A 23,109-nucleotide genomic window follows, 5' to 3' on the forward strand; every position below is an offset into this window, starting at 1 on the left:
ATGATTGGACACGCCGTGTTGCCCTCTCCAGGCCCGGACCTGAACCAGACCCTGAGGTTCGGTCCGTTCCAGTTGCTGCCCTACCGCAAGCAGTTGCTGGAGAACGCACAGCCGGTGCGGCTGGGCAGCCGGGCGATCGATCTGCTCATTGCGCTGGTCGAGCAAGCCGGCGAGGTCGTCAGCCGCGAACAGCTGGAAGCGCGCATCTGGCCCCGTACGGTGGTCGAAGAGACCAGCCTTCGCGTCCATATCTCGGCGCTCAGAAAGGCGCTGCGCGACGGGCATGGCGGCGAGCGCTACATCACCAACATTCCCGGCCGCGGCTACTGCTTTGTCGCGCCAGTGGAGCTTGTGACAGCACCCGCCACGGCGCCGCAACGCGCGGAAAGCACGGCCCAGGCCCTGAGCCATCTGCCTTCGCGCCTGACGCATGTGGTGGGCCGCGATGACGTCACGGCCGCTCTGGGCGCGCACCTGACGCAGCGCCGGCTGGTCTCCATCGTCGGCGCGGGCGGCATCGGCAAGACGACAGTCGCGCTGGCCGTGGCCACGGCCAGCATCGCGGAGTACGCCGACGGCGCCCGCTTCGTCGACCTGGCGCCGCTGTCCGATTCGCAGCTCGTGCCTGCGGCGCTGGCCGCCGCGCTGGGAATCCCGCTGACGGCGGAGGCGCCGATTCCCGCCCTGTGCGATTTCCTGAGAAACCGCCGGATGCTGCTGGTGCTGGACAACTGCGAGCACGTGATCGAAGCGGCCACCAGCCTGGTGGAAAGCGTGATGAAGGCAGCGCCCCAGTTGTACATCCTGGCGACCAGCCGCGAACCCCTTTACGCGGAAGGCGAGTGGGTGCACCGCCTGGCATCGCTGCGCTCGCCAGTGGCCGGCGAGCGGCTCAGCACGGAGCAGGCGCTTGATTTTCCGGCGATCCAGCTGTTCGTGGAGCGGGCCACGGCCAACGCAGACGGGTTCACGCTGTCGGCCGAGACCCTGCCCGCCGTGCGGCAGCTGTGCCACCACCTGGACGGCATCCCGCTGGCGATCGAGCTGGCGGCGGCGCGGGTGGACAGCCTGGGCGTGCTGGCCCTGGCCCAAAGGCTGGGCGATCTGTTTCAACTGCTCACGCGCGGACGGCGCACGGCGCTGTCGCGGCACCGCACGCTGGAAGCGTTGCTGGACTGGAGCTACGACCTGCTGACGCCGACCGAGCAGCGCGTCCTGCTGCGCCTGTCGGTCTTCCGCTCCGGTTTCACCCTGGCCTCGGCGGCCGCTGTCGCCGCCGATGGCGACATTCCGGCGGACGTCGTGCTGGAGGTCGTGCTGAGCCTGGCGGCGAAGTCGTTGGTCAACGTCGATGCAGGCGGCGCAGTCCCGCAGCACCGGCTGCTCTACATGACCCGCGCCTACGCCATGCGCAAACTGGTGCATGGCGGCGAGAGTGCGGCGATCTTCAGGCGGCACGCCCAGCATTTTTGCGAACTCTGCGACCAGGCAGGCAACCAATATGGCTTTCTGACGCCGGCAGAACGGATCGACTCCTACAGCAGGATGGTCGACGACATCCGCGCCGGGCTCGATTGGGCTTATTCGCCCGACGGCGACGACGTGACTGGCATCCGCCTGACTGTCGCGGTGGACACGGCCAACTTCGGCATGGGCCTGGTGCGGGAGTACCGGGAGCGGGTCAATTTGGGCCTGGAGCGCGTCACCCGGCTGTCGCCCGCGCAGCCTGTGCTTGAACTGCGGCTGTGCATAGGCTGGAGCTTCCTCAGCGGCCACCTGCCGGGCATGCACCAACGCCAGGACGAGATGTTTGAGCGCTCGCTCGCGTTGGCACAGCGATTGGGTGACGCGCACCTGCACCTGAAGGCGCTTTACGCCATCTGCGTGGGTGCGCTGGGGCAGGGCCGGTACAGCATCGTCGCCGCTATGGCGCAGCGGGTGCACGCGATTGCGCGCGGCCCGGACGAGCCGCTGTCCGTCGTGCTGGGGGACCGCATGCTGGTGCAGGCCCATCACCATCTGGGCCAGCATGACGCCGCCCACGCCTTGATCGAGCGGGTTCTGGACAAGGCTGCAGAACCACGGCACGAATGGTTCGCCGGCATAGCGCGCAATGTCTCCATGCGCATCGTGGAAGCCCGGATCCTGTGGCTCAGAGGGCAACCCGAGACGGCCATGGCCGTCGCGCAGCTCGCGCTCAAGAACGGCACAGGCGAGCATCCGTTCGCGATGTACCAGGCCCTTGCGCTGGCGGTTGTGCCGATAGCGCTGTGGTGCGGTGACACGGCGGGCGCCGCCGCCGCGGTGGACATGCTGATGGACCGCGCGAAACGCGACACCAACGGCTGGTGGTCGTCCTGGGCGAGCAGCTTCCGGCGTGTCATCGCGCGGATGAACGAGGGGCCCCAGAACCAGGGAGTGGCGCTGCGCCGCGACTGGGGGCCTCCGGCGAACTGGATGGAGATGGACATGATGGGAACCTTGTCCACGGACCTGGTGACCGAGGAGAGCATCTCCCGCGTGGAAAGCGGCGAGGTGGGCTGGTGCGCGCCCGAAATCCTGCGCGCGCAGGGCGAGAACCTGTTGCGCAGGGAGGTTGCCCGGTCCGCGGCGGCGGCGCGGCAGGCCGAGGTGCTCTTTCTGCGGGCGCTGGACATCGCCAGGGAGCAGGGCGCGCTCGCCTGGGAACTGCGCGCCAGCTGCAGCCTGGCACGCCTGTGGCGCGGAACATCCAGGCAAGGGGAGGCGCGCGATCTGCTGGCCGCGGCGTACGCACGCTTCACACAGGGTTTTGGCACGCTGGACCTGGTTCGCGCGCGCGAGCTCCTGCTGGACCTCGATGTGCAAGCCGGAACGCAACTGGGCGCAGCGCATGCCTGAGCTGCGCTTTGGGCCCTTCGTCTGGAGGCCGCTGCAGCCTGGCCTTTTTTTCGGCGATCGCCCGGTGCCCCTCGAGGCCCATGCGCTCGAGGCGTTCGCCGCGCTGGCCGAGCGGCCGGGGCAGGCTGTGGCGGCCCAGCAGCTGCAGCAACGTTCCGGTGGTGGAACACCGGTAGCGCGCGAGGCCCTCTGGGCCGCTGTGGCCTCCATCAACCGCGCGCTGGCGGGCTGTGCCGCCTCTGGCTACTACGTGGCGCAGCACCCGGAAGACGGCTTCACCCTGGTCTGGCCGGCGCAGACACCCGGCGCGGCTGCGCCGGCCCTGGTCATCGGCCGCGAGGAGGCGATTGCCCATGTCGCCTCGCAGCTGCAGGAGCGCCGGTTTGTCACCATCGTGGGCGCCGGCGGGATGGGCAAGACCACGGTGGCCAAGGCCCTGGCCCGTGAGCTTGCTGCCCGCTACCGGGATGGGATCCATTTCGTGGACCTGGCGCCGCTAGCCGACTCTCGGCGTGTGGCCAATGCCGTGGCATCCGCGCTGGGGTTCTCGCTGCCCGCGAACGAGCCGCTGGCGAGCCTGGCCGCCTTCGTGCGCGGCAAGCAGATGCTGGTCGTCCTGGACAGCTGCGAGCACATCATCGAATCGGCAGCCGCCGTGGCGGAGGCCATCCTGCGGGCAGAAGAAGGGATCCACGTGCTGTCCACCAGCCGGGAGCCTTTGCTGGGCTGGGGCGAATGGCTGTACCGCCTGTCCCCCATGGGCCTGCCCGAGCCCGGTGCGGTGGCCACGGTGCAGGAGGCGATGGCCCATTCAGCCGTGCAGCTTTTTGTGGACCGCGCCAAGCTCGGCGGCGCCGGCTACGCGCTCCAGAGCGCGGATGTGGAATCCGTTGTGCTGCTGTGCCGGCGGCTGGACGGGATCGCGCTTGCCATCGAGATCGCGGCAGCGCGCGTGACCCAGCTGGGGATTGCGGGCCTGGCGACGCAGCTGGAAGAGCACCTGCTCTTGCTGGGCGGGCCTGCGCGCGAAGCGCCGGCCCGGCATGGGACGCTGTCGGCCATGCTGGACTGGAGCCATGAACTCCTGTCCGCCCCCGAGAAAAGGGTCTTCCGGCAGCTCGCGGTCTTCCGGGGCAATTTCACGCTCGACGCAGCGACAGCCGTCCTGGCCAGCGGCGACTTTGCGCAGGACGCGTTGGGCGATGTGGTGCTGGACCTGGTCGAGAAGTCGCTGCTGGCGCGCCAGCCGGGCGGCGGCCTGCGGATGCTGGACACCACACGCGCCTACGCATCCGCCAAGCTCGCGGCATCGGCGGACGGCCCTGCGGCACGCCGGCGCCATGCGGACTTCATCCTCGGCCTGCTGCGCGACGCTCAGGAGGAGTGGGAGGCGATGCCGCCGCAGCAGTGGCTGGGCCGCTACGCCTCCTGGATCGATGACGTGCGTTTTGTTCTGGAGTGGTCGTTTGCCGTGGGTGGCGATGCTCCCCTGGGCATCGCCCTGGCGTTTGCCAGCTTTTCGCTGGCCCGCCAGATGAGCCTGGACGTGGAGTTCAAGGGCTACGTGGAGCGGGCCCTCGTCGCGTTGGAAGGGCAATCCCCGCGCGACTATCTTGTCGAGATGACGCTCAAGTCCTACCTGGGCAGCATGGGCCAGAGGATCAGCCTCCAGGCTTCGCCCCAGTCCCTGTCGCTGGAGCAAATCCTGGGGCGCCACGGCTCGGAGATCGGCGCCCGGGACCAGATCATCGCGCTGAGCTCGCTCAACCACGGAGCCCTGATGGAGGCGGATTTCGCCGCCGCCACGCAATGGACCCGGCGGGCCTGGGAGGCTGCTTGCGACTGCGGCGACCCGGTCGCCGTCATGATCGCACGCCGCATGCAGACGCAGGTCCTGCATTTCATGGGAGACCACGAGGGCGCGCAAGCGATGGCGCGGGAGGTGCTCGAGAGTTCCTGGCGCAAGATTCCCCTGGCCTACAACCCTTCGCCCGTGGAACAGCGCGTGTCCATGCGCATCGTACTGGCCCGGATTCTCTGGATGCAGGGCTTCGCAGACCAGGCCTGCGCCATGGCGGGCGACGCCCTGGGGCAGGCCCACACGGACACCGCGATTGCCCAGTGCCAGGCCCTGGCCATGTGCGCGCTGCCCGTCGCCTTGTGGAACGGGCGGGATGGGCAATGCCAGGCACTGGCCCGTGATCTGGAGGAACTGGCGCGGCGCCATTCGTTGGGCTACTGGCAGTACTGGGCGGAGCGCGTCCAGCTGGTGCTGGCACTGCGCGCCGGCGGCGAGGGCATGGCTGTGGACGAGCGCTTGCTGCGGCACGGCCCCGTGGAGGCGAACCTGCGCGACCACCTGTGCACCTTTGACGAACGCCTGCTGGGTGCCGACGTTGTTGCACGGATGAACCAGGGAAAGGTCGGCTGGTGCGCGCCTGAAATTTTGCGCACGCAGGCTGTCAGCTTGACGCGCGGCAGCGCAAGCGACACGGCCGGGGCCGAGGCACTGCTGCGGCAGTCCATCGCTCTGGCGCGCCGGCAAGGCGCACTGGCCTGGGAGTTGCGCTCGGCAACCAGCCTGGCCAGGCTGCTTGGAGCGACCGGGCAGGCGAGGCTTGCGCGGGATCAGCTTGCCGCCGTCTACGCGCAATTCACCGAGGGCTTCGCAACGGCGGACCTGCAGCAGGCCCAGGCCACTCTGGCGGATTTGCAGGCAGCGTGATAATCCCTGCGGATGGGCTCAACGCGCCAGCGTGTAGAGCACATCCGCGAGCACGCGGGTTCCGTCCACCATATGGGGCATCTGCGCTGATTCCTCCTCATGGTGCGTGATGCCTTCCCGGCAAGGGATGAAGATCATCCCGGCCGGCGCGATCCGGCTCACGATACCGGCGTCGTGTCCGGCCAGTGATGGCATGTCGAGAATCTGCACATCCAGATGCGTCGCGGCAGCGTGGATCCGCTCGCGCACCCCCGCGTCGAAAGCGACCGCGTCGGCCGCGACCAGCCGCTCCACGCTCACTTCGCAGGAACCGCGCATGGCTTCGCAGATCGGCGCCACCCGTGCGCTGAGTGCGCGCAGAAGTTCCGTATCGGGATGCCGCAGGTCGATGCTGAAGCTCACGTGGCGCGGCACCACGGACGGCGCATTCGGCGTGACGGTGAAACGTCCGACGGTGAACTTCACTTCATCCCTGTCGTCTTCGAGGGCAGCGCTCAAGGCCTGCACCATCGCCGTTGCGGCCAGCAGCGCGTCGCGGCGCTGGCTGCGCGGCGCCGTGCCTGCATGCGCGGCCTCGCCGTGCACGTCCACCCGGAATGTGTGTTTGCCCTGGATGGCGGTCACCACGCCAAGCGGAATGCCCAAGCGTTCCAGCACGGGCCCTTGCTCGATATGCGCCTCCACATACGCATGGATGGGCGCCGAGAACGGCCGGTCCGCCAGGGCAGGCAGTGTTTGCTTCAAGGCGCGCAGGGCACTCTCGACTGTCACCCCTCGCACGTCGGCCACGCACAGCGTCTGCGCCAACGTGCGCACACCGGCCAGTACGGCAGAGCCCATCATCCCGGGCGCGAAGCGGGAGCCTTCCTCGTTCATCCACGCCACCAGCTCGATGCTGCGGCTGCAGGCCAGCTGCGCGTCTTCCATCGCCTCCAGCGCTTCGAGCGCGGCCAGCACACCGTAGGCGCCGTCGTAGCGTCCACCCGTTGGCTGGCTGTCCAGATGCGATCCGCTCATCACCACGGGTTCAAGCGGGTGGGTCCCCGTCCGGCGCAGGAAAAGGTTGCCGGCGGCGTCATGGGCGGCTGTGAAACCACGCGCGCTGCCCCACCCGATCAGCAGCGCCTGGGCCTGGGCATCGGCCGCGGACAGCGCCTGCCGGTCCACGCCACCGGCGGCCGTGGCGCCGATTGCCGAGAGCGCTTCGAAGCGGCGCTGCAGGCGGCCAGCGTCCACATGCGAAGAGGGCAGTGCGCTCATTCGGTTTTCATGATTTCGGCCGGCGTCGAGCGCGGGTCCCGCGCCAGCCACTTGCCCTGTTCGACGGTGGCGAGAAAGTCGGAAACGAACTGGTTGAACAGCATGGGCTCCTCGATGTTGAGCGTGTGGCCGCTCTTGGGCAGCACCAGCAGCCCGCTGGCCGGAATTGTGCGCTTGAGGAAGATGCCGGGCTGCAGGCAGTGGTCGTCCTCGTCCCCCACCACCACCAGCGTGGGCACCGTCATCTGCTTGAGCTCGGCCTCCAGGTCGTAGATGGAGGGGCGGCGCGCCTGGACCCCTTGCATGGTGCGCGCCGACCCGATCGATGCATGCTCGGCCAACTGGGTCGCGAACTCCTGCCAGCCGCGCGGGTCCTTCAGCTGGAAAGCGATGCGCGACGCTGCCGTGGAATAGGTCTTCGCAAACACCGGCGCACCCTCGGTCTCGAACTTGCGCGCCACCTCCAGAGAGACATTGCGAAAGTAAGCCTCCAGAGCTTTTTCGGCACCATAGCCGGCGCCCGCGACCACCAGCGATCGCGCACGCGACCCGTAGCGAAGCCCGAAATGCAGCGTGGCGAATCCGCCCATCGACAAGCCCACGATGTGCGCCTTGGCGATGTCCAGCCCGTCCATCACGTCGGCGATGTCGTCGGCCGCGATCTGCTGGGAATAGCGTTCCACATCCTCGGGCACGTCCGATGGCGCGTAGCCGCGCGCGCTGAAGGTGATGCAGCGATAGCGGCGGGTGAAGTGACGCATCTGGGGTTCCCAGCTGCGCCAGTCGCCGCCGAACTCGTGGACGAAAACGATGGGCGTGCCGCTGCCGGCTTCTTCCACCCACAGGCGCGTTCCATCGCGTGCGTTCAGGTAAGGCATGGTCTTTTCCTTGTCAGAACAGTTGGGCGGGGACGTCGATGTCCCGTGCACGCTCCACCATCGCCGGCAGCAGCTCGCAGAACGCGTCGGCCCAGGCTTCGGGAACGGAAAGGCTCACCTTGACGAAGCGGTGGCCGAAGCGTTTGGTGTGGTAGGTGCCCTGGCGGATCATGATGCCGCGCTCATCGTAGGCCGCCACCAGGGCCTCGGGCTTGATGTCGGCGGCGGCAACGTCGATCACGAGCAGGTTGGCTTGCGAGGGATACACCAGCACCGTCAGGCCTGGCACGCGCGACACCGCGTCGGCCACGGCCGCCTGGTTGCGGCGCAGCCGCTGCTTGATCTGCGGGAACCATGCGTCCTTGGTCTCCAGGCCGGCGATCGCGGCGCGCTGCGACAAGACATTGCTGCCCAGGTTGTTGGGCGGCGCGTTGGCCACCATCTCGATGATGTCCGGACTGGCCACCACCGCGCCCAGGCGCATGCCCGCCAAGCCCAGCCACTTCGAGAAGCTGTAGGTGACGATGGCCTTTTCCGGATAGAAGCGATAGGCTGGAACGAAGTCGTCGGCGAACTGCGCATACGTCGCGTCGTGGATGAAGTACGCACCGACCGAGCGCGCGATCTCCGCAAAGGCGCGGATCTCGTCGGCGGTGTGGCAGGTGCCCAGAGGATTGTTCGGATCGACGAGGTAGATGACGCGCGTCTTCGGCCCCACGGCCGCCGCGAGTTGCGCTGGCGTCAGCTTGTAGCCCTGCGCCGCGTCGAAGATCGGCAGTTCGACCACCCGCGATCCAGCCTGCCGCGCAAACTGCATCGGCCAGGACCAGCTTGGATCGGTGGTCACGAAGTCGGTATCGGGGGCGCAGACCCGGCTGCAGACGTTGTACAGCGCTTCCACGGCGCCGTCGGTGACGAAGGCGGTGGCATCGGTGTCGGACAGGCCAAGGTCCTGCACGATCAGAGCGCGCAGTTTCTGGAAGCCGGCGGGTGGTGCGTAGGCATGGTAGCTGCCATCGTCCAGGGCGTCCTTGACGGCCTGGATCACGCTGGGGTGCGGGTCGAAGTGGTTGGTGTTCTGGCCCAGCCACATCAGCCCCGGCGTATTGCAGAGGCGATCGAAGTGGGCGTTGCGCAGTTCAAAGGTTTTCATGGGGACAAATCATTTCCAGAAAACGAGCTTGCGCTCGATGGCGCTCATCAGCGCGAAGAAAGCCAGGCTCAGGGCGGAAGCGACGAAGACCGCGCCCCACACCTGGACGAAGTCAACCTGGACCACGGCCTTGTAGATCTGCATGCCCAGGCCGTTGTGGGCCCCGAGCATTTCGGTCACGACCGCCACCAGCACGCTGCGCGCTGTGGCCACGCGCAAGCCTGCAAACATCAGAGGCAGGGCCGTCGGAAGACGAAGCCGCCAGAGGATGGTGAAGCGGCTCGCGCCAAAGCTGCGCAGCAGGTCGACGGTGCGGCGGTCCACCCGGTCCAGGCCGGCCAAAGCGCTCAGGAACAAGGTGAAGCTGATGGCCAGCGCCACCATCACCACCTTGGAGCTGATGCCCATCCCGAACCACAGCAGAACCAGGGGTGACCACGCGATGACGGGCACTGAGTTGATGGCCGTGGCGACCGGCAGCACGATGCCGCGCAAACGGGGCAGCATCACCACGAGCACCGCGGCGCCGATGCCGATGGCGGCGCCCAGCAGGTAGCCCAGCAAGGCTTCCGCAAGGGTGACCCAGGCGGCGCTGGCGAGCGTTGCCTGCTGCCCCCAGATGCTCGCCAGAATCTGGCTCACCGCCGGCAGCGAATACGATGGGAGCTGCAGGCCCCGCGCGATGCCTTCCCATGCGGCGATGAAGAGGATTCCCCCAAGCAGCCCGCGTTGGGACGCGATGGAAGGACGCAGGTGCCCGATCATTGCTCAGCCCCCCAGAAGACGATGTGCTTCTCCAGCGCGGCGATGCAGCCGTAGAACAGCGTACCCAGCAAGGCGCAGGCCAGCAGAGCGGCCCACAGGCCGACCGCGTTCTCGTTGAACATGGCCTGCAACAGCAACACGCCCAGTCCCACGGTGTCGCCGAACCACTCGCCGACGATCGCGCCCACCAGGCTGAGTGATGCCGCCAGCCGCAATGCGACGAAGATCTGCGGCAACGCGGATGGAAACTGCAGCCGCCACAGCAACTGCCGCGGGCTGGCCCCGAAGCTGCGCATCAGCGCGGTCTGGCGCGGATCGATGGCGTTGAGGCCGACGAGCGTGTTAACGGTCACGGGGAAGAAAGTGACGTAGAAGGCGATCACCGCCTTGGCCAGCAGGGTGTTACCGAACCACAGCACGATGAGCGCGCCGAAAGCGATCACGGGAATGGTTTGCGAGATGACGAAGAGGGGAAACACCATGTCGCGCAGCACACGCATCCGGAAGAACGCGATACCCACGGTCACTCCGAAGACGGCGCCGGCGGCAAAGCCGATCAATGCTTCTGCCATCGTTCGCAAAAAGCCGTCGATATAGGCTTGCGGCGTCGCCGCGACAGCTTGCAGTATCAGGCTCAGGCGCGGCACATAGTGCGGCTTGATACCGAACAGGACGACGATGGCTTCCCACGCGAGGCCGAACAGGGCCAGTGCAGCCGCGATTTGCGCGACCCGGATCAGCTTGCCGCGCACGCAAGGGCCGAAGAGGGACCGTGGGCCGGAGCCGGGGAGCGCCGTGTTGACCGGCGCGGAAACAGAGCTTGCCGTCACTGCGTGGCCCCGGCGGTGGCGGCGGTGAACGACTTCATGCTCTCCTCCTCGATGGCATCGAGCAGGACGCGCTTGATCCGGATGAACTCGGGCGCGGTCAGCAACTCGGCCGAGCGTGGCCGCGGCAGCTCGATCCGTTGCTCGAGTTTCACCCGCCCGGGCCGCGCGCTCATGACCAGAACGCGGTCGCCCAGAAAGATCGCTTCGTCCACGTCGTGGGTGATGAACAGGATGGTGCGCCGGTGCTTCTGCCACACGTCCAGCAGCCAGCGCTGCATCATCGTGCGGGTGAGTGCGTCCAGGGCGCCGAAGGGCTCGTCGAGCAGCATCAGGTCGCGCTTGAACAGGAAGGTGCGCATCAGCGCCACGCGCTGGCGCATCCCGCCGGAGAGCTGGTGGGGGTACTGGTTCTCGAAGCCCGCCAAGCCGAATTCGGGCAGCATGCCCAGCGCCTGCTCGCGCGCCTGCTTGCGCGGCGTTCCCTCCACTTCGATGGCGAGGATGGCGTTGTCGATGACCGTGCGCCACGGCAGCAGCAGGTCGCGCTGGGGCATGAAGGACACGCGCCCCAGCAGGTCGGCCGCTTCGCAGTCCTTGCCCTCGAAGCGCAGGATGGCGCCGGTGTCGGGTTCTTCCAGGCCGGCAACAATGTTGAACAGCGTGCTCTTGCCGCAGCCGCTGGGGCCGACCACAGTGACGAATTCGCCCGGGGCGATGCTGGCGTCGAAGCCTTTGAGTGCCGCAACATGGCCGAAGGTCTTGTCGATGCGGCGCATCTGCAGCAGTGGCGGCACGGCGGCGGGAAGGGAAGAGGTGTTGTTCATGAGTTCCTGATGCGCCACCGCTGCGCCCTTAGTTCGCTGTGGCGGCCGCGGCCGCCTTCTTGCTTGTCTTGATGATGGAGCCGCGCGCGGCAATGCCGCCGTCGATGGTGACGACCGTGCCCGTGATGTAGGCGGCGTGCGGCGAAGCCAGAAAGAGCATCAGCTCGGCAACTTCACTGGCCTCGGCAGGGCGGCCGCCCGGGTACTGGTTGAAAAGTTCTTCCCAGCGCGTCTCGTCACCCCAGTTGTCGACGGCGCGCCGCTTCATCAGCTTGACCATGCGGTCGGTGGCGACCGGGCCCGGGTTCACCCCGACCACGCGGATGCCGTCGTCCAGGCTCACGCCACCCAGCGCCTTGGTGAAGGCCATCACTGCGGCATTGCCGGTGGAGCCCGCGATGTAGTTGGCATCCCAGTTCTCGCCGGAGTTGCCGATGTCGTTGACGATCACGCCGTGGCCGATGCGTTTCATGCGCGCGTACACCAGCTGCGACAGTTCCATGTAGCCCAGCACCTTCAACGCGAAGCCCCGGCGTACCACTTCGAAATCGAGCGACTCGATGGGGCCGGCCGGGATGTCGCCGGCGTTGTTGATGAGGATGTCGACGTCGCCGACGGCGGCGTCGAGCGTGCGCATGGCGCCGGGCTGGGCCAGGTCCATTGGGTGCACCGTGACTTGCACCTTGTGCTGCGCGCTCAGTTCTGCCTGGGCGGTGCGCAGCGCGTCTTCGTTGCGCGCGCTCAGGTGCAGGTTGCAGCCGGCTTGGGCAAAGACGCGGGCGGCGGCCAGGCCGATGCCCTGGGAAGCGCCTGTGATGAGGGCGGTCTGGCCGGTGAGGTCGAGTGTGATCATGGATTGGAATTGGTTGGGAAGTTCTGGGAGAAAGCGGCGATGAGGTCGACCATGTCGTCCTGCAGCAGGGTGACGTGGCTGGATGCCGCCTGGAATGCCGCTTCGGCATCGCGTCGTGCGATGGCGTCCAGGATGGCCCCGTGCTCGACGATCGTGGCTGCCATGCGGCCGGGGTGGTAGGTCACGTACTGCCGGTAAATACGCAACCGCTTTCGCAGCATCCGTGTCTGACTGGCGACGTAGCTGGTGTTGGACGCGTCGTACAAAGCATCGTGGAATTCATGGTTCACGTCATAGAACCGCGCGTGATCGCCGTCGGCCATCTGCTCGAGCCGTTCATGGACGCGCGCGAGGTGCTCGCGCTGCTCGTCAGTGGCTCGCCGCGCGGCGTAGCGCGCGCACAGCCCCTCGAGCTGCGACATCACCTGGAACATCTCGATCAGCGTCGAGACCGACAGGCGCGCGACGCTGGGGCCCTTCTGCCCCCGCATATCGACCAGGCCGATGCCGGCCAGCGCTTTGAGTGCCTCACGCACCGGCGTGCGGGACATCTGGAAGCGCTCGCACAACTCCGCCTCGTCCAGCCGTGTGCCGGGCTTGAGCAGGCCGCCCACGATCTGGCCTTCCAGCGTCTGCTGCAGTTCCTCGGCCAGCGTGACGCCACGCTCGCGCGTCTGTGCCTGTTGCGGCTCGGCAAGGGAAGAGTCTTGCATCAGAAGGGCCTGTCACCGGCGACGGTGGTGCGGTGCATGACGCGGCGGTAGGCCACGTCGTCGTAGGGTGTGGCGCGGTGCATGGTGCTGCGGTTGTCCCACACCAGGAGGTCGCCAGCGCGCCACTTGTGGCGGTAGGCGAATTCGGGGGAGGTCGCATGCTTGTTCAGCCGCGCCAGCAGCGCATCGCCTTCATCGGCAGGCAGGCCTTCGATCTGCTTGACGACGTCTTCGCCGACATAGAGTGAGAGGCGGCCGGTTTCGGGATGCGTGCGCACCAGGGGGTGGGTGACATCGGGCACCGCTGCCTTTTGCTCGTCGCTCAGCGGGTTGCGGTCGGCAAAGGCTTTGCCGTAGTAGTTGGCGTAGGAGTGCGTGGCGTGCAGCGGCCGGATCTTGCTCTGCGTCTGGGCGTCCAGCGCGTCCCAGGCGGCGTGCATGGAGCCGAACCAGGTGTCGCCTTCCACCGGTGGGACTTCCAGCGCATACAAAAGCGCGCCAAGCGAAGGCTCGGTCTTGTAGGAGAGATCGGAGTGCCAGTTCCAGCCCTCCTTGTGGTTGCCGATGGGGGCGCCGTTCTCGCGCACGTTCGACAACACGTACACCTCGGGGTGCTCCTTCTTCAGGAACTGCGTGAGCACGTGGCCCAGCAGCGTCCCGAAGCGCCGCGAGAACGCGACGTGCTGCGCCTCATTGAGTGTCTGGCCTCGGAACAGCAGCAAGGAATGCTGGTTCAGCGCGTGGCGGATGCGTGTGAAATCATCGTCGGCGACGGGTGCACGCAGGTCGATGCCTTCCACTTCGACGCCGATATGCGGTGTGATGGGGACGAGTTTCATGTTCGTGTGGTTTGAAGCGGCGTGAAGAGAATTCGGGATACGCCAACTGCCCAATGCAGTATTCATGCCAACCAGTTCACATGTCTGTCGTGCTCTTTGATGACGACTTTTGGTTTGCTGATGCGGCCTGTGTGCACCATGAAATACAAAAATCGATGATTCGTATGCACCACAAGGGTTGATCGAACGCCATCTCGTCGCGCAAACGCATGCAAATGAATGGCACGCGAATTGCTGAACGCTATGCATGCATACCACTGAAGCCGAAAGCACTCGCGCCGCGACGGGCGCGGCGCAATTCGACCCCATCGAGTGGCAAGCGCGCGTGTCACTCGCCGCGTGCTACCGGCTTGTCGCCAAGCTGGGCCTGGACGACCTGATCTACAACCACATCTCCTTGCGCATACCCGGCCGTCCCGGAGAGTTCCTGCTCAATCCGTACGGTCTGCTGTTCGAGGAAATCACCGCGTCCAGCCTGGTGCGCATCGACGTCAAGGGCCGCAAGCTCGATGCCAGTGCGCACGACGTCAACGTGGCGGCCTTCGTCATCCACGCGGCGATCCATGAGGGCCGGCACGACGCCGCTTGCGTGCTGCACACGCACTCGGATGCGAGCGTCGCGGTATCGGCGCAGCAGCATGGGCTGCTGCCGCTGTCGCAGTTCGCCATGCGCTTCTACCGCCGCCAGGCCTTCCACGACTACGAAGGCGTGGCGATCGATCTGGACGAGCAATCGCGCCTGGTGCGCGACTTCGGCTCGCACCCCGTCATGTTGCTGCGCAATCATGGCGTGCTGACGACGGGCCGCACGCCGGCTGAAGCCTTCATGCTGCTCTATTACTTCGAGCGGGCAGCGCGCATCCAGCTGGACATGCAAGCGGCCGTGGCGGGTGGCGCAGGTCCCATCGTCGCGCCAGGAGCCGATGTCTGCGAAAGGGCGGCGCTTCAGTTCTGGGGCGAACAAGGCGACATCCTGCCCGCCGGCGAACGTGAATGGCCCGCGCTCATGCGCCAGCTCGATCGCGCGGCCGCCCCCCTGACGCCGGACTACCGGTCCTGACCTTTCATCCCTTCTCCTCCTGCCTTCTCTCTCCCTTCACCTACCCAGGAAAACTCCATGACAAAGCGACGTCTCATCACCGTACTGGCGCTTGCCGCTGCACTCACGGCTGCCGTGCTGCCCGTCCAGGCCCAGACCAAGGAGCCGGTGAAGGCCAGCCTGCGTCTGAAGTGGCTGCCGCAAGCCCAGTTCGCGGGCTTCTATGTCGCGCAGCAAAAGGGCTACTACAAGGAAGCGGGCATCGACCTGACGATCAACCCGGGCGGCCCCAATCTGCTGACCGAGAACCTCGTGGCCACCGGCGCCGACACCTTCGGCCTCTCGGGCGGCACCGACAGCGTCCTGGCCGGTGTGGAGAAGGGCCTGCCCATCGTGTCGGTGGGTGTCGCGCACCAGATCACGCCTTTTGTCTTCGTCGCGCGCAAGGATGGCCCGATCAAGTCCTTGAAGGACTTCGAAGGCAAGAAGGTCACGGCCTGGTTCACCGGCGCCAATTACGTGCTGCTGGGCATGCTGGCCAAGGCCGGCGTGGACCGCAGCAAGGTCGACCTGCAGCCGCAACAGGTGAGCGTCACCCCCTTCGTCAACGGCGAGATCGACGTGGTCACCGCCACGCGTTACAACGAGCTGTGGTCCATCCGCGACCGCATGGGCGCCGACAAGCTTCAGCTGTTCGTCGCGGAAGACAGCGGCATCACCTTTCCGCGCGACACGGTGATCGTGTCCAAGGAAACCGCGCAGAAGAATCCCGAACTGGTCAAAGCCTTTTTGCGCGCCTCGATCCGCGGCTGGCGCGAAGCCATGGCCAACCCGAAGGAGGCCGTGGACCTGATGATGAAGATCTCGCCGACCCTGAACCGTTCGCAGCAGGAGTTCATGCTGACCGAAGCGTACCGCCTGATGACCGCGGGCAAGGCCGCCAGCGAAGGCCTGTTCTACATCGATCCGCCGGTGATCCAGGCAGCGCATGACTTCCTGCTGTCCAACAAGGTGCTGGCCAAGGCTGTCGACACCAATGTGGCGTTCGACGCCAGCTTCCTCAAGTCCATCCCGCTGGCGGACCGCCGTCCGTGAGCGAGCTGGGAGATGCCGGCGCTGCGGCGCCGCGCATGGCCGCCATGGGGCCGCAGCAAGGCACCGAGCCGCGCAGCGCTGCAGAAGGCCGGGCGCGCTACTTCAATTCGGCCAACGCGTTCAACATCAAGCTGGCGCCGGTGCCTGCGGCAACGTTCGTGCAGAGCGCGGCCCAGGCGCTGCACGCGCAGGCCGCCACGGGCTGGTACGCCTGCGACCAATCACAGGCTCTGGGCATGGGTGGCCCTGCCACCACGCCCCTGATGCTGGCGCGCTATGCCCGCATCGCCGCGGGTGAGTCGCTGGAGGCGGATTTCGTCGCCAGCGGTTCGATCTGGTATGTGATCAGCGGCGCCGGAAAAAGCGAAGGCGCGCAGGTGCTGGAATGGGCGGCCGGTGACGTGCTCTTCTATCCCGGTGCGGAAAAGGTGCTTCTCACCGCTGGCGCAACAGGTGCCGTGCTGTGGGTGGTCACCGATGAGCCGCTGCTGGCGTTTGACGGCCTTGTGCCTGCCCCGGCCAGTGCGTCGTGCCTGGGCGCTGTGCACTACCCCGCGCAGGAAATTGCCCGTCAATTGCAGCGCATCGAGCAGGCCGTGCCGGAGGACGCCACCTCCGGCCGCGCAGTCGTGTTCTCGCACGAGGCGCTGCAGGCGGGCCGCAACATTCTGCCGGTGCTCACGCTGTCGCTCAATACGCTGCCGCCCGGCGACGCCCAGCGAGCGCACCGGCACAACTCCGCAGCCATCACGCTGATCGTCGATGGCGACAACTGCCATTCCATGGTCGGTGGCGTGCGTTGCGAATGGGAACGCTGGGCCACGATGGTGACCCCACCCGGGTCTGAGCATTCACACCACAACGCGGGCGGGCGTCGGGCGGAGTTCCTGATCGTGCAGGACGGTGGCTTGCACTACCACGCGCGGACCATGGCGTTCGCGTTCGCCTGACAGGTTTCCAGGAGGCTGCGGTGCTGTGCGTGGCGGCGCGCTATTGAAGATCAGAGATGCGCATGACGACCCGGCCGTCGATCTCACCTTTGCGCATGCGGGTCAAGATGGCGTTGACGTTGTCCAGCTTGTCCTCTGCATACGTCGTTCGCACCTTGCCTTCGGCTGCGAACTCCAGTGCCTCCTGCAAATCCTTGCGCGTGCCCACAATGGAGCCACGCACCGTCTTGGCGTTGAGAACGACGTCGAAGATCGGCAATGCGAAGTCCCCGGGCGGCAGCCCCACCAGCGACATCGTCCCGCGCTTGTGCAACATGCCCAGCGCCTGCGAGAACGCCTGCCGTGAAACCGCCGTCACCAGCACGCCGTGGGCGCCTCGGACCGCGCGCTGCATCTCCTGGGCCGGGTCCTGCCGCGTCGCATTGATCACCAGGTCGGCGCCGAGGCGGCTTGCGAGTGCCAGCTTGGCATCATCGATGTCGACCGCCGCGACATGAAATCCCATGGCCTTGGCGTACTGGACGGCCAGATGCCCCAGGCCACCGATGCCCGAGATGGCCACCCAGTCGCCGGGCTTGCACTCCAGCACCTTCAGGCCCTTGTAAACCGTAACGCCCGCGCACAGCACCGGCGCGATCTCGCTGAACTCCACGTTCGCAGGGAGGTGTCCCACGTAGCCCGGGTCGGCCAGGACGTATTCCGCATAACCGCCGTTGACCGTGTAGCCGGTCATCTGCTGCTGATCGCACAGCGTCTCCCAGCCGGTGATGCAATGCTCGCAATGGCCGCAAGCCGTGTGCAGCCAGGGCACGCCCACCCGGTCCCCCTCTTTCACCCCTTTGACGCCGGCGCCGACGGCAGCGGCGTAGCCGACACCTTCATGGCCGGGGATGAAGGGCAGGCTGGGCTTGACCGGCCAGTCGCCATCGGCGGCGTGCAAATCCGTATGGCACACGCCGGAGGCGACGACCTTCACCAACACCTGCCCGGGCAGCACGTCGGGCACTGGAACTTCTTCGATCTGCAGGGGTTGGCCGAAAGTACGGACCACGGCGGCTTTCATCATCTTCATGGCTACACCTTTTCGATGGTCAAGGAGGCTGCCGGAAGGCTGACCCGCAGCGGATCGTCGATGCAGTGCATCAATCGAAGCTTTTCCCCCGTCAGCCTGGCCAGGTGAACGGCTTTCTCAAGGCCGCGTTGGGAGGTGGGGCTGCCGTCGACGGCGACCAGAATGCGTTGGTCCATGGCATTTCCTTCGGCATGAGCGGTTGTTGATCCAGTATCGAAGGCCGTAGCGCCCGAGTATTGATCAAGATCAACGCTCTGTGTCTTCTCCGGAGTAACAGCGCCATTGCAGAGCAGGTTGACGTCGGTCCAGCGCGGCGCCGGGGAGCGAGCGTTGCCCAGCCTGCACAATCGCGGACCATGGCCAACGTCACTCCCATGTTCCCCTTGATCTCACCCGCCGCCGTCCGTGCCCGCCTACTGGCGCGCGAGGAAACGGCCTTGCTGGACCTGCGTGAGGAAGACCCCTTCGCCCAGCAGCATCCGCTGTGGGCCGCCAACCTGCCGCTGACGCGGCTGGAGCTCGATGCCTGGCGGCGCATCCCGCGGCGCGACACGCTGCTCGTGCTGTACGGCGAGCATGCCGGCCAGGACCTGGCGCCGCTGGCCGCCGCACGCCTGGTCGCACTGGGCTACACCCAGGTGCATCTGCTCGATGGTGGTCTGGCCGGCTGGCTTGCCAGCGGCGGTGAGGTCTTCCGTGACGTCAACGTGCCGAGCAAATCCTTTGGCGAGCTGGTGGAGCACGAGCGCCACACGCCCTCGCTGCCGGCGCAGGAGGTGCTGGCCCTGATCGATGCCGGCGCCGATGCCGTCATCCTGGACGCGCGGCGCTTCGACGAATACCAGACCATGAACATTCCGGGCTCGACCAGCGTGCCCGGCGCCGAGCTGGTGCTGCGGGCCCGCGCTCTGGCACCTGATCCGACCACCCGCATCATCGTCAATTGCGCCGGCCGCACGCGCAGCATCATCGGCACGCAGTCGCTGGTCAACGCCGGCCTGCCCAATCCCGTGGCGGCCCTGCGCAACGGCACCATAGGTTGGACCCTGGCCGGCCAGACGCTGGAGCAGGGGGCGGCGCGTCGCGCGCCAGCGGACATCCCGCCTGAGCAGTTGGCGCAGGCGAGGGCGGATGCGCGCCGCGTCGCGCAAGCATCCGGCGTGCGCTGGCTGCCACTCGATGCGATCGGCGCGCTGGAAGAGCCTGGCCGCACGGTCTACCGCTTCGACGTGCGCAGCCCCGAGGAGTACGCCGCCGGCCACCTGCCGGGTTTCGCCAACGCGCCGGGCGGCCAGTTGGTGCAGGAGACCGACCACCAGGTGCCGGTGCGCGGCGCCCGCATCGTGCTGGCGGACGGTGACGGCGTACGCGCTGCGATGACGGCTTCCTGGTTGGCGCAGATGGGGTGGGATGTCGTGGTGGTGCAGGACGCGCCGGCTGCGGCTTTCACTGAGCAGGGCGTGCCCGCTGCTGCGAAACCGCCAGCGCCTGCCGTGCCCCTGCTCAGCCCGGCGCAGTTGCTGGCCCAGGGGGACAACGTCGTGGTGCTCGACGTCGGCGCTGGCCTGGCCTACCTCAAGCGCCACATCCAGGGCGCGTGGTACGCCATCCGCGCGCAGCTGGAGCAGGCTTTGCAAACGCTGCCGCCGGCCAGCGGCTACGTTCTCACCTGTCCCGGCGGCGAGCTCGCGCGCTGGGCCGCTGCCGACCTGCGCGTGCTGCTCGATGCGCGCGGCCTGCAGACCACACCTGTGTGGGCGCTCGAGGGCGGCAACGCTGCGGCTTTCACTGCCGGCGTGGCGCGCGAGTCCGGCGAGAGCCGGCTGGCCGTGCCACGCAGCGACCGCTACCGCCGGCCCTACGAAGGCACGGACGCGCCGCGCGAAGCCATGCAGGCCTATCTTGAGTGGGAGTTCGGCCTGGTCGCGCAGCTGGGGCGCGACGGCACCCACAATTTCAAGGTGCTTTGACGCCCCGGCTCTGCCGCCGCGCCAGCCAGCCTTCCACCAGCGCCACGCCCAATCCCGCCGCGCAGATGAGCGCAATGCCCAGGGCCGTCACGCGGTCGGGCAACTGGCCGAAGACGGCCCAGCCAAGAGCCGTGGCCGAGAGGATTTGCAGATAGCTGAAGGGCGCCAGCAGGGTCGCGGGCGCGCGCTTGTAGGCCGCGGCCTGCATCCAGTGGCCGAAGAAGCCGGTCAGGCCAGTCGACACCAGCAGCACCCATTGCCAGACTTCCAGCGGCGGCAACTGCCAGTAGAAGGGCAGGCCCAGGGTCAGCGCCACGCTGCCGGACAGGCCGCCGTAGTAGTTGGTGGTCAGCGCATCGTCATGCGCCACACGGCGCGTGGCCAGCTGGAACAGCGCAAAGCACAGGGCGCAGGCCAGGCCAAGGGCCACGCCGGGGCCATCGAGCTGGCCGCCAGGCCGCACCACCACCAGCATGCCGGCAAAACCCACGGCCACGCCGATCCATCGGTGCCGCCGGTGCGATTCACCCAGCAGCCAGGGCGCCAGGGCCATCACGAACAGCGGCGCCATGAAGTTCATCGCCGTGGCCTCGGCCAGCGGCGCCCGGCCCAGCAGGGTGAAGAACAGCACCGAGGTGGCGATCATCAGCACGCCGCGCAGCAGCTGGCGCGGCAGCGACCGGGTGCGCAGCAGGGCCTTGCCGCGCGTGGGCAGCAGGATCGCCGACATCAGCACGGTGTGGACCACATAGCGGAACCAGGTCACGACGAGCACGGGCACGCCGGCCAGCACCAGCAGCTTGCCGGAGGCGTCGAGGGTGGAAAGCAGCCAGAGGCCGGCGATGTGGAGAAGGATGGCGCGACTGGACATGAAGGAGCTAGCCCTTTGGAGGGGCCACAGCTTGCGTCCGGCCTCCCATAATGGGGCAGCCTATTGTCGCTTTGAAGGACCACACATGAGCCAGACCCGTATCGCTGTCGTTGTCGGCAGCCTCCGCAAGGAATCCTTGAACCGCCAGCTCGCCCTGGCCCTGGCCGCTCTGGCGCCCCAGGACGTCAGCTTCGAGCATGTGCAGATCGACGACCTGCCGCTGTACAACCAGGACAACGACGGCCATCCGCCCGAACCGGTCAAGCGCCTGAAGAACGAGATTTCAAGGGCCGACGGTGTGCTGTTCCTCACGGCCGAATACAACCGCTCCATCCCCGGCGTGCTCAAGAACGCCATCGACCACGCCTCGCGCCCCTATGGCCAGAGCGCCTGGGCCGGCAAGCCGGCCGGGGTGATCGGCATCTCCGTCGGCGCCGCCGGCACGGCCATGGCCCAGCAGCATCTGCGCAACATCCTGGCCTACCTGGACATGCCCACCCTGAACCAGCCTGAGGTCTACCTGCAGAACAAGCAGGGCCTGTTCGACGACAAGGGCCACATCGGCAACGAGGACAGCCGCAAGTTCCTGCAGGGCTGGGTGGACAAGTACCTGGCCTTCGTGAAAAGCCACCAGGGATAAAAAAACCCGCCGAGGCGGGTTTTTTGGAGGCGCACCGGCTTCCCGCCTGCGCGGGAAGCCAGGCCGGCTTCAGGCCACCAGGGCCACGTCCGGCTGGTTGGCCGGCGCTTGGTGGATGGCCTTGATCTGCAGCTCGGCTTCGGCCAGGGCCTGGGTCTTGGCGGCGTCGCCCATGGCCACGCCCTCGGCGCGCACGATGCGCACGTCGGTCACGCCCATGAAGCCGAACACGGCCTTCAGGTAGCTCTCCTGGTGTTCCATCGCCGAGCCCACGTCGTACTTGCCGCCGCGGGTCGAGGCCACGATCAGGGTCTTGCCGACGGCCAGGCCTTGCGGGCCCTTGTCGGTGTAGGTGAAGGTGCGGCCAGCCTGGGCCAGACGGTCGATCCAGGCCTTGAGCTGGGTCGGGATCGTGAAGTTGTACATGGGCGCGCCCACGACGATGACATCGGCGGCCAGGAACTGCGTCACCAGGCGTTCGGAGATCTCATTCTCACGGCGCGCCACGTCGGTCTCGGCCTTGGTGCCCAGCTTGAAGCCCAGCGAATCCATGTTCAGGTGCGAGGGCGCATTTTTGTCCAGGTCCAGGGTCTCGACCACGGTGCCGGGGTGGGTGGCCTGCCACTGCGCCACGATGCGTGCCGTGAGTTGGCGCGACACCGAGTTGGTGTTCAGGGGGCTGGAATCAACGTGCAACAGTTTCATGAGGTTCTCCTGTGGATCGGTTTTTGACCGTGGATCAATTGTGGAGATGGGCGAATGCTTTGATAAGCCGGCAATAACGGGTTAGATTGTTCTATCAATAGGACGATGGAGCGCTGCTGTGCAGGATCTCAATGACATGGCGTATTTCGCCGAGGTGGTGGACCACGGCGGTTTTGCGGCAGCTGGGCGGGCCTTGAACCTGCCCAAATCCAAGCTCTCGCGCCGCGTGGCTGAGCTGGAGGAGCGCCTGGGCGTGCGCCTGCTCCAGCGCACCACCCGCAAGCTCTCGCTGACCGAAGCCGGCGAGGTCTTTCATCGCCATTGCGTGGCCATGCGCGAGGAGGCCGATGCCGCGGCCGAGGCCGTGGCCCTGGTGCACGACGAGCCGCGCGGCACCATCCGCGTGAGCTGCCCGGTGACGCTGGCGCAGTCCACCGTGGGGCCGCTGATTCCGCTGTTCCTGGCGCGCCATCCGCAGGTGCGCATCGACATGGAGGTGACCAACCGCGTGGTCGATCTGGTGGCCGAGGGCATCGACGTGGCGCTGCGCGTGCGGCCCACGCTGGACGACAGCGGCAGCCTGGTGGTCAAGAACCTGGGCAGCACCGGCTTGCTGATGGTGGGCGCCCCGGTCCAGCTGGAGCGCCAGGGCCGGCCCAAGACCCCGGAGGACCTGCAGAAGCTGGCCACCGTCGCCATGTCGGCAGCCGATGGCCGCGTCAGCTGGACCCTGGTCGGCCCGGGCGGGCGAGAGCATGCCTTCCAGCACAAGCCCTGCTACACGGCCAACGACATGCTGACCCTGAAATACGCCGTGCTGCAGGGCACGGGCATAGGCGCGCTGCCCGACTACATGTGCGCGCGCGAACTGCGGCTGGGCCTGCTGGAGCTGGTGTTGCCCGAGTGGCCGCTGCGCAGCGGCATCATGCATGCCGTGTTCCCTTCACGGCGCGGCATGGTGCCAGCCGTGCGCCGCTTCCTGGACTTCCTGGGCGAGAACGTCACGGCCGAGGGCCTGAACCAAAATTGCCCGGAGTGATCGCACAG

Annotated in this window: 21 protein-coding genes; 8 read left to right on the forward strand and 13 right to left on the reverse strand. The window is 67.1% G+C overall.

What is annotated here, in order from left to right; genetic code table 11:
* Window positions 1-15: 15 nt before the first annotated feature.
* Both Q0632_RS11110 and Q0632_RS11115 read left to right on the forward strand, forming a co-directional pair.
* Window positions 16-2,880: a winged helix-turn-helix domain-containing protein gene (locus tag Q0632_RS11110; RefSeq protein ID WP_298929002.1), complete on the forward strand. Its 2,865-nt coding sequence runs from the start codon at window positions 16-18 to the stop codon at window positions 2,878-2,880.
* A gap of 64 nt (window positions 2,881-2,944) precedes the next feature.
* A complete protein-coding gene (locus tag Q0632_RS11115) occupies window positions 2,945-5,605 on the forward strand; it encodes an AAA family ATPase (protein ID WP_298929005.1) in 2,661 nt (886 codons plus the stop codon).
* Between the two features lie 18 nt (window positions 5,606-5,623).
* On the opposite strand, the gene Q0632_RS11120 is transcribed toward Q0632_RS11115, so the two are convergent.
* The 9 genes from Q0632_RS11120 to Q0632_RS11160 all read right to left on the reverse strand — a co-directional run bounded on the left by Q0632_RS11120 (window position 5,624) and on the right by Q0632_RS11160 (window position 13,720).
* Entirely contained in the window at window positions 5,624-6,865 is a 1,242-nt protein-coding gene (locus Q0632_RS11120; protein ID WP_298929009.1) for a M20 family metallo-hydrolase, read from the reverse strand.
* On the reverse strand, window positions 6,862-7,743 hold the full coding sequence (locus tag Q0632_RS11125; protein WP_298929014.1) for an alpha/beta hydrolase: 882 nt from the start codon (window positions 7,741-7,743) through the stop codon (window positions 6,862-6,864). Before Q0632_RS11125 ends, Q0632_RS11120 begins: the two co-directional genes overlap by 4 nt.
* 13 nt (window positions 7,744-7,756) lie before the next feature.
* A complete protein-coding gene (locus Q0632_RS11130) occupies window positions 7,757-8,896 on the reverse strand; it encodes a pyridoxal phosphate-dependent aminotransferase (RefSeq protein WP_298929017.1) in 1,140 nt (379 codons plus the stop codon).
* A gap of 9 nt (window positions 8,897-8,905) precedes the next feature.
* Window positions 8,906-9,538 carry an ABC transporter permease gene (locus Q0632_RS11135; protein WP_298929019.1) on the reverse strand — a complete coding sequence of 211 codons (633 nt, stop codon included), beginning with the start codon at window positions 9,536-9,538 and terminating at the stop codon, window positions 8,906-8,908.
* A gap of 119 nt (window positions 9,539-9,657) precedes the next feature.
* On the reverse strand, window positions 9,658-10,491 hold the full coding sequence (locus Q0632_RS11140) for an ABC transporter permease (protein WP_298929022.1): 834 nt from the start codon (window positions 10,489-10,491) through the stop codon (window positions 9,658-9,660).
* Window positions 10,488-11,315, reverse strand: coding sequence for an ABC transporter ATP-binding protein (locus Q0632_RS11145; protein WP_298929026.1), 828 nt, complete (start codon window positions 11,313-11,315; stop codon window positions 10,488-10,490). Before Q0632_RS11145 ends, Q0632_RS11140 begins: the two co-directional genes overlap by 4 nt.
* A 28-nt stretch (window positions 11,316-11,343) precedes the next feature.
* On the reverse strand, window positions 11,344-12,165 hold the full coding sequence (locus Q0632_RS11150) for an SDR family oxidoreductase (RefSeq protein WP_298929901.1): 822 nt from the start codon (window positions 12,163-12,165) through the stop codon (window positions 11,344-11,346).
* Window positions 12,165-12,881 carry a GntR family transcriptional regulator gene (locus Q0632_RS11155; RefSeq protein ID WP_298929029.1) on the reverse strand — a complete coding sequence of 239 codons (717 nt, stop codon included), beginning with the start codon at window positions 12,879-12,881 and terminating at the stop codon, window positions 12,165-12,167. Before Q0632_RS11155 ends, Q0632_RS11150 begins: the two co-directional genes overlap by 1 nt.
* Window positions 12,881-13,720 carry a TauD/TfdA family dioxygenase gene (locus Q0632_RS11160; protein WP_298929031.1) on the reverse strand — a complete coding sequence of 280 codons (840 nt, stop codon included), beginning with the start codon at window positions 13,718-13,720 and terminating at the stop codon, window positions 12,881-12,883. The genes Q0632_RS11155 and Q0632_RS11160 overlap by 1 nt, the downstream gene beginning before the upstream one ends.
* Before the next feature lie 247 nt (window positions 13,721-13,967).
* On the opposite strand from Q0632_RS11160, the gene Q0632_RS11165 reads away from it, so the two are divergent.
* Genes Q0632_RS11165 through Q0632_RS11175 form a run of 3 tightly spaced genes read left to right on the forward strand, consistent with a single transcriptional unit; the run spans window position 13,968 to window position 16,804 of the window.
* Window positions 13,968-14,780, forward strand: a complete 813-nt coding sequence (locus Q0632_RS11165; protein WP_298929034.1) for a class II aldolase/adducin family protein — start codon at window positions 13,968-13,970, stop codon at window positions 14,778-14,780.
* A gap of 57 nt (window positions 14,781-14,837) precedes the next feature.
* Window positions 14,838-15,854 carry an ABC transporter substrate-binding protein gene (locus tag Q0632_RS11170; RefSeq protein WP_298929037.1) on the forward strand — a complete coding sequence of 339 codons (1,017 nt, stop codon included), beginning with the start codon at window positions 14,838-14,840 and terminating at the stop codon, window positions 15,852-15,854.
* A gap of 35 nt (window positions 15,855-15,889) precedes the next feature.
* On the forward strand, window positions 15,890-16,804 hold the full coding sequence (locus tag Q0632_RS11175) for a cupin domain-containing protein (protein ID WP_298929040.1): 915 nt from the start codon (window positions 15,890-15,892) through the stop codon (window positions 16,802-16,804).
* Between the two features lie 40 nt (window positions 16,805-16,844).
* Here the strand turns inward: Q0632_RS11175 and adhP are convergent, their stop codons facing one another.
* Complete coding sequence (gene adhP / locus Q0632_RS11180) at window positions 16,845-17,876, reverse strand: alcohol dehydrogenase AdhP (RefSeq protein ID WP_298929043.1); 1,032 nt, start codon at window positions 17,874-17,876, stop codon at window positions 16,845-16,847.
* 2 nt (window positions 17,877-17,878) lie between these two features.
* Window positions 17,879-18,052: a universal stress protein gene (locus Q0632_RS11185; protein WP_298929046.1), complete on the reverse strand. Its 174-nt coding sequence runs from the start codon at window positions 18,050-18,052 to the stop codon at window positions 17,879-17,881.
* Between the two features lie 180 nt (window positions 18,053-18,232).
* Here Q0632_RS11185 and Q0632_RS11190 point away from each other — a divergent pair, with 180 nt between their 5' ends.
* Window positions 18,233-19,846, forward strand: a complete 1,614-nt coding sequence (locus Q0632_RS11190) for a rhodanese-like domain-containing protein (protein ID WP_298929049.1) — start codon at window positions 18,233-18,235, stop codon at window positions 19,844-19,846.
* On the opposite strand, the gene Q0632_RS11195 is transcribed toward Q0632_RS11190, so the two are convergent.
* Complete coding sequence (locus tag Q0632_RS11195; RefSeq protein WP_298929053.1) at window positions 19,833-20,717, reverse strand: DMT family transporter; 885 nt, start codon at window positions 20,715-20,717, stop codon at window positions 19,833-19,835. The two genes, Q0632_RS11190 and Q0632_RS11195, sit on opposite strands and share 14 nt — an antisense overlap.
* Before the next feature lie 85 nt (window positions 20,718-20,802).
* On the opposite strand from Q0632_RS11195, the gene Q0632_RS11200 reads away from it, so the two are divergent.
* Complete coding sequence (locus Q0632_RS11200; protein ID WP_298929055.1) at window positions 20,803-21,357, forward strand: NADPH-dependent FMN reductase; 555 nt, start codon at window positions 20,803-20,805, stop codon at window positions 21,355-21,357.
* 69 nt (window positions 21,358-21,426) lie between these two features.
* On the opposite strand, the gene Q0632_RS11205 is transcribed toward Q0632_RS11200, so the two are convergent.
* Entirely contained in the window at window positions 21,427-22,062 is a 636-nt protein-coding gene (locus tag Q0632_RS11205; protein ID WP_298929058.1) for an FMN-dependent NADH-azoreductase, read from the reverse strand.
* A 118-nt stretch (window positions 22,063-22,180) separates the two neighbouring features.
* On the opposite strand from Q0632_RS11205, the gene Q0632_RS11210 reads away from it, so the two are divergent.
* Window positions 22,181-23,101: a LysR substrate-binding domain-containing protein gene (locus tag Q0632_RS11210; RefSeq protein WP_298929061.1), complete on the forward strand. Its 921-nt coding sequence runs from the start codon at window positions 22,181-22,183 to the stop codon at window positions 23,099-23,101.
* The last annotated feature ends 8 nt before the right edge of the window (window positions 23,102-23,109 follow it).

The sequence above is a fragment of the uncultured Ramlibacter sp. genome (assembly GCF_936925435.1).
Classification (GTDB): domain Bacteria; phylum Pseudomonadota; class Gammaproteobacteria; order Burkholderiales; family Burkholderiaceae_C; genus Ramlibacter.